Here is a 5,988-nt window from a genome sequence, read left to right on the forward strand (position 1 = left end):
TCGCCCCCCAGGTCCCCGCGGCTTACCCGCCGGCTTGCCACCCGGGCGGGAACGCCGACCCGCTCACGCCCCAGGGCAAGGCCATGGCGGCCCGGCTCGCGGAGGCGGGCGTCGAGGTCGACGCGATCATCCAGCCCGACGACGAGGAGCCCGGCCTGGGCCACGAGTACCAGTTCGACCTCTCGACCGAGGCCGGGCAGGTCGCGCTCGACCGGAGCCTGGAGTTCCTGGCGAAGCACACGTCGGGCTGAGCCCAGCCCCTTCCCGCGGAGTGCATGATTCGGCCGCGACTCGCCGGGCGTGCCGCAGCGCAATCACGCACCCGACGCCCCCGGAAGTGCCCAGCCTCCCGGGACGTCTGCCCCTGCCGCCCGGGACGCCTCCCGCCCCACGCTCGTCGTGTCAACCACCCACGGCCGCCGCCCACCGGGCCGGCCCTCCGACACGCAGGGGTCCACCATGACCGCACGACCGACAGCACCCGTCACGTCCGACGCCGCCCTCGCCCACGGGCACCCCGCCCGGACATCCCGCGCCTGGGCGTGGACCGGCGTCGCGGCCGGAGTCCTGGGCATCGTCTCGATCCAGGCCTCCATGGCCCTCGGCGCCAACTGGGAGCAGACTGCAGGGGACGCCGACGCGATCGTCGCCGACCTCGCGGGCAAGACGTCCACGCTCCTCGTCTTCCACACCGCGACCGTCCTCGTCGCGATCCTGCTCCTGGTCTTCGCGGCAGGGCTCAAGCGACGTCTCGACGTCCAGGCCCCGGCCGGCAGCCTCCTGCCGACGGTCGCAGGCTCGGGCCTCGTGCTCACGTCGGTCGCGGCGCTCATGGGTTCGGGGCTCGATACCCAGTTCATGTTCGGGTTCGCCGAGCTCGACAAGATCGTCCCCGAGTCGGGCGCGTTCTACGCCGACTGGACGGCGACCATCCCGTGGCTGTGGGTCGGCGCGGGCCTGACCGCGGTCGCCGTGGCCGTGGCCTCGCTGCGGCACGGCGCCGCACCGCGCTGGATCGGGGTCGTGAGCCTGCTCCTGGGCGGGCTCACGCTGCTCGTGGGCGTCTCGCCGCTGCAGTACATGGCAGGGTTCGTGGGTCCGCTGTGGCTCACGGTCGCCGCGCTCGGCTTCGCGCTGGGCGACCGTCGCTGACCTGCCCGACGGCGCAGCCCACCGTCGTGGTCACGTCACGGAGCGCCCGGGTCGTCCCCGGCGGCACGACCGGCCCCGTCCCCCTCTCCGGGGGCGAGGCCGGTCGCAGCCGCGTGGCCCGGCGTGCGGGTGGAATCGTTCCTGCCCTCTGTCGCCCGGCCGGTCCTGCCCCCTACCGTGGCGCTGTGGGCGCAGACGCAGGGGACGTTCCACCGGAGTCCTCCGGCGGTCCGGTCGTGCCCTCGCACGGATCGGCGTTCGGCCGCGCGAGCCTGGGCAGCGGGGGGCTGCCGCGGACGGCGCTCGCCATCGCGATCGTCTCGTGGCTCCTGGGCATCGCGGCGCTCGTGCTCCAGCTCACGTCGGGTGTGGGCCTGCTGCTCGGCGACCTGCTGTTCGTGGTCGTCGACGCCATGGTCGCGCTCGTCTACGGCTCGGTGGGGGCGATCATCCTGTCCCGGCGGCGGCACGTCGTCGGGTGGCTCGTCTCGCTCGCGGGGATCGGCGGCGGGCTCGCAGCCCTCGGCGGGGCGTGGCGCAGCTTCGCGAGCACGCACCCGGACCTGCCGCCGCTCGAACCGCTCGCCGCTGCCTACGGTCTCGCGTGGGTCCCGGGGACGATCGGGCTGTTCGTGCTCGTGCCGTGGTTCGTGCGAGACCACCCGCTGTCCGTGGGCGCGTGGCTCGGGGTCGCGGGCGGCGCCGGCTCGATCCTCTTCTTCCTGCTCGCGCCGGTCGACGACCCGCGGCCGGCGATCCTCGGCGTCGTCGTCATGGGGCTCGTGACCGCGGCCGCGACGTGGTGGCGGCACCGGCACGGCCCTCTCGAGGAACGCCGCGGCCTGGGGCTCCTGGCCTTGGGCACGGCGATCATGGCGCTGTCGTTCCTCCCTCTCCTCGGCACGTGGGACTCACCGGACGCGATCCTCGCGGTGCCCCTGACCCACCTCGCGTGCCAGGCCCTGTTCCCGGCCGCGCTGCTCGTCTCGGTGCTGCGCAACCGGCTCTGGGGTCTGGACCTCGCGCTGAGCCGCGCGACGATCGGCGCGCTCCTGACCCTCGCGCTGGTCGTCGTCTACGTCGCGCTCGTCGTCGCCGTGACAGCCCTCGTCGGCAACAGTCCTCTCGCCCAGGTGCTCGCCGCGGTCGGCGTCGTGCTCGCGGTCCAGCCCGCCCGCACCTGGCTCCGACGGCGTGTCCGCACGCTCGTCTACGGCGAGACGACCGACCCGGGGCGGGCCGTGCTGCGCATGGGACGCCAGCTCGGGGTCGCCGCGACCGCCGAGGAGCTCCTCCACGGACTGGTCGCCTCGACCGGGGAGTCGCTCAGGCTCGAGTCGGTCACGCTCACGAGCGGTGGCGTCCCCGGCTCGGAGGACGACGGTCCCGGTGAGCCCGGGACGCCTCCGACGGTCGAGGCGTCGTGGGGCACCCCCACCTCGGTCCACCTGACCCACGTGCCGGTCGAGCACGGCGGCCAGGTCCTCGGGGACCTCGCCGTGACGCCCCGCGCCGGCGAACGCCTCGACGCACGCACCCGGGACGCGCTCGCCCAGCTCGTGCCGGTCGTCGCCGCGGGCCTCGCCCTGGCGAACGGCGCGCGCGACCTCGAACGCGCCAGGGACGCGGTGACCCGCGCACGCCTCGCCGAACGGCGACTGGTCCGCCGCGAGCTGCACGACGGCGTCGGGCCGTGGTTGAGCGGGCTCCGGCTCGGGCTGCAGGGTGCGCGCAACACGCTCGCGACGGATCCCGCCGCCGCAGGGGCGGTGCTGGAGGCCCTCCAGCGCGAGGTCGAGGAGCGGGTCGGGGACGTTCGCACGCTCTCGCGCAGCCTGCTGCCCCCCGTGCTCGACGAGGCCGGGCTCGAGGCCGCGCTGCGCGACCTCGCGGACCACCACGATGCCGACGGCTTCGCGGTCGAGCTGCTCTGCGGACCGTGCGACGACCTCGACACCCGCATCGCCGCGGCCGCCTATGCGATCGCGAGCGAGGCGGTCATCAACGCGTCCCGCCACAGCGGGGCCGCGGGCTGCCGGGTCGAGGTCGCCCCGCACCCGCCCGGCGCGCCCGAGCCCGGGACGCACCTGGTCGTGACGTGCGACGACGCGGGCGCCGGCGTCGGGCAGGGCGTGCGGGTCGGTGTCGGGACGCGGTCCATGCGGGAGCGCGCCGAAGAGCTCGGTGGGACGCTGGAGATCACCCCGCTCGCACCGCGCGGCACGCGAGTGCGGGCCGTCCTCCCCCGGAAGGTCGTGCTGTGAGCGTCATTCGTGTGGCCCTCGTCGACGACCACCCCGTGTTCCGCATCGGGATGGCGGCGCTGCTCGACTCGCTCGACGGCGTCCGCGTGGTGACGCAGGCCGCGAGCGCCGCCGAGGCGCGTGCCGTGCTGGGCGGCCCGGAGGGCGTCGACGTCGTGGTCATGGACCTCGACCTGGGCGACGGGTCGGGCGTCGAGCTCACTCGGGAGGTGGTGCGGGACCGACCGGACCTGGCCGTGCTCGTCATGTCCATGCACGAGGACGACGACTCGGTCGCGGCCTGCCTGCGCGCCGGGGCGCGCGGGTACCTGGTGAAGTCGGCATCACCGCACGAGGTCGAGCGGGCGGTGCGGGCCGTCGCGAACGGCGAGCTGATCCTGGCGCCGGGCGTCGCGGCACGAGCCGTCGCGAACGTGCTGGGCGGCTCGCGGGCGGCCGTGCCGTTCCCACAGCTCACCGACCGTGAGCGCGAGGTGCTCGCGCTCGTCGCCGCAGGACTCGACAACACCGCGATCTCGCGGCGGCTGTCGCTGAGCACCAAGACGGTCCGCAACTACGTCGCGGGCGTGCTCGCCAAGCTGTCGTTGCGCGACCGGGCTGCGGCGATCGTGCGGGCCCGTGAGGAGGGCTTGGTGGACGACGACGGGTCGGCGGCGCGGGCGGCGGCGTCCCGCTGAGTGCGGAGCAGACTCACGGGGCCTCGACGTGCCAGAACGTGTCGGTCGCGAGGTCGTAGCGCAGGACGGGGGCAGCAGGGTCCCCCTCCGCGTACAGCGGGACGTCGCGCGACAGCCGCCTGCCGACGAGCCGCAGCAGCCCGCACAACCGGTCGATCCCCACCTGCCCCTCGAGCTCGCGCAGGTCGACGTCGAACGCGATCTCGTCGACCGCGTGCGGATAGAGGTTGAGCTGGACGCCCGCGAACGGCCGCACGGCCAGGGTCGGCGGTTCGTCGAGCGGACGGCCGCCGGGGAACAGCGACGCCGCGCGGGGCCAGGGTGCATCGTCGACGCCGTGGGTCACCTCGCGCGGCCACGCCTGCTCCTCGACGAGATCCAGGAGGGACTGCCAGTCCTCGAGGCTGATCTCGCCGACCACGACGTCCGGCAGGTACCCGTTCCACTCCGGGTCGAGGGCTTCGATCACGTCGCTCCAGCGCAGGTCGGTCATGGGGTGAGTCTGGCAGCCCCGCCGAGTGCATGAGGACCCGGCCCGACGACGGAGCGCACCCTCACGCGTGAAGCCGAGCTCCGCTGTCGGGCCAGAGGAACAGCGGACAGAGGCTGACCGCTACCGCGCGTAGCGTCGAGGACATGGACACGACGACGAGCTCCACGATCCGCTCCTTCCGCCTCGAGATCCCGCAGGCCGACCTGGACGACCTGGCCGCACGTCTCGACCGCACCCGGTTCCCCGCCCCGCTGCCGGGTGACGGCTGGGACACGGGCGTGCCCGTCTCCTACCTGCGGGAGGTCGTCGAGCACTGGCGCACCCGCTACGACTGGCGCGCGCAGGAGGCAGCCATCAACGCCCACCCGCAGTTCCTCACCGAGATCGACGGGCAGCGCGTCCACTTCCTGCACGTGCGCTCGCCCGAGGCCGACGCCCTGCCGCTGCTCCTCACGCACGGCTGGCCGGGGTCGTTCGCCGAGTTCCTCGACGTGATCGGGCCGCTCACGGACCCGCGCGCGCACGGCGGCGATCCCGCGCAGGCCTTCCACGTCGTGATCCCCTCGCTCCCGGGCTTCGGGTTCTCGGGGCCCACCGAGGCCGGCTGGAGCAGCGCACGCATCGCGGTGGCGTGGGCCGAGCTCATGCGTCGGCTCGGCTACGAGCGCTACGGGGTGCAGGGCGGCGACGTCGGCGCGGGTGTCTCGCCCGAGGTCGCGCGCGCGACCGGGAGCGACGGCACCACGGGGCCGGTCGTGGGCGTGCACCTCAACGGCAACATCGGCATGGCGTTCCACGAGATCGGGGAGGACGAGCTCGCGAGCCTCACGGACCTCGAGCGCGACCGCCTGGGCCGGATCGGGCGCTTCATGACCGAGGAGCTCGGCTACGTCTCGATCCAGGGGACGCGGCCCGGGCTGGTCGGCGCGGCGCTCACCGACTCGCCCGTCGGGCAGCTCGCGTGGATCCTCGACAAGCTCAAGGCGTGGACGTTCCCCGCGGACGCCCTGCCGCACGAGGTGCTCGGCTGGGACCGGATGCTCACCGACGTGATGATCTACTGGCTGACCGGCACGGCCGGGTCGTCGGCGTACATGGCGTACGCGAGCGAGAGCGCGTGGGACGCCCCCAAGCCTCCGACCGGGGTCCCGACGGCCGTCGTCGTGTTCGCGCACGACGTCGGCATCCGCCGGTACGCCGAGGCCCAGCACCGGATCACGCGGTGGACCGACGTCGAGGGCCGCGGGGGCCACTTCGCGGCGATGGAGGAGCCGGAGACGTTCGTCGCGGACGTGCGGGAGTTCTTCGCGACGGTCCGCTGAGCGGCAGCCGGTCGCCCGGCTTCCGTCGAGTGCATGATTCGGCCGCGACTCGCCGGGCGTGTCGCAGCGCGATCATGCAC

5 protein-coding genes and 1 pseudogene are annotated in these 5,988 nt (G+C 74.4%); 5 read left to right on the plus strand and 1 reads right to left on the minus strand.

Annotated features, from left to right (window positions below; genetic code table 11):
• The 4 genes and pseudogenes from ACFWFR_RS16595 to ACFWFR_RS16610 all read left to right on the plus strand — a co-directional run.
• Positions 1 to 251, plus strand: a pseudogene (locus ACFWFR_RS16595) (alpha/beta hydrolase); the annotation flags it as partial.
• A gap of 208 nt (positions 252 to 459) precedes the next feature.
• Complete coding sequence (locus ACFWFR_RS16600; protein WP_191805816.1) at positions 460 to 1,152, plus strand: hypothetical protein; 693 nt, start codon at positions 460 to 462, stop codon at positions 1,150 to 1,152.
• 185 nt (positions 1,153 to 1,337) lie between these two features.
• Positions 1,338 to 3,416 carry a sensor histidine kinase gene (locus ACFWFR_RS16605; RefSeq protein WP_377623697.1) on the plus strand — a complete coding sequence of 693 codons (2,079 nt, stop codon included), beginning with the start codon at positions 1,338 to 1,340 and terminating at the stop codon, positions 3,414 to 3,416.
• Positions 3,413 to 4,093: a response regulator gene (locus tag ACFWFR_RS16610; RefSeq protein WP_377623699.1), complete on the plus strand. Its 681-nt coding sequence runs from the start codon at positions 3,413 to 3,415 to the stop codon at positions 4,091 to 4,093. The genes ACFWFR_RS16605 and ACFWFR_RS16610 overlap by 4 nt, the downstream gene beginning before the upstream one ends.
• A 13-nt stretch (positions 4,094 to 4,106) precedes the next feature.
• Here the strand turns inward: ACFWFR_RS16610 and ACFWFR_RS16615 are convergent, their stop codons facing one another.
• Positions 4,107 to 4,586 (minus strand): hypothetical protein, encoded by a 480-nt coding sequence (locus tag ACFWFR_RS16615; RefSeq protein WP_377623701.1) that lies wholly within the window; start codon positions 4,584 to 4,586, stop codon positions 4,107 to 4,109.
• A gap of 143 nt (positions 4,587 to 4,729) precedes the next feature.
• On the opposite strand from ACFWFR_RS16615, the gene ACFWFR_RS16620 reads away from it, so the two are divergent.
• Complete coding sequence (locus ACFWFR_RS16620; RefSeq protein ID WP_377623703.1) at positions 4,730 to 5,908, plus strand: epoxide hydrolase family protein; 1,179 nt, start codon at positions 4,730 to 4,732, stop codon at positions 5,906 to 5,908.
• Positions 5,909 to 5,988: the final 80 nt, after the last annotated feature.

This window comes from Oerskovia sp. NPDC060287 (assembly GCF_042726775.1).
Taxonomy (GTDB): Bacteria; Actinomycetota; Actinomycetes; order Actinomycetales; family Cellulomonadaceae; genus Oerskovia; species Oerskovia merdavium.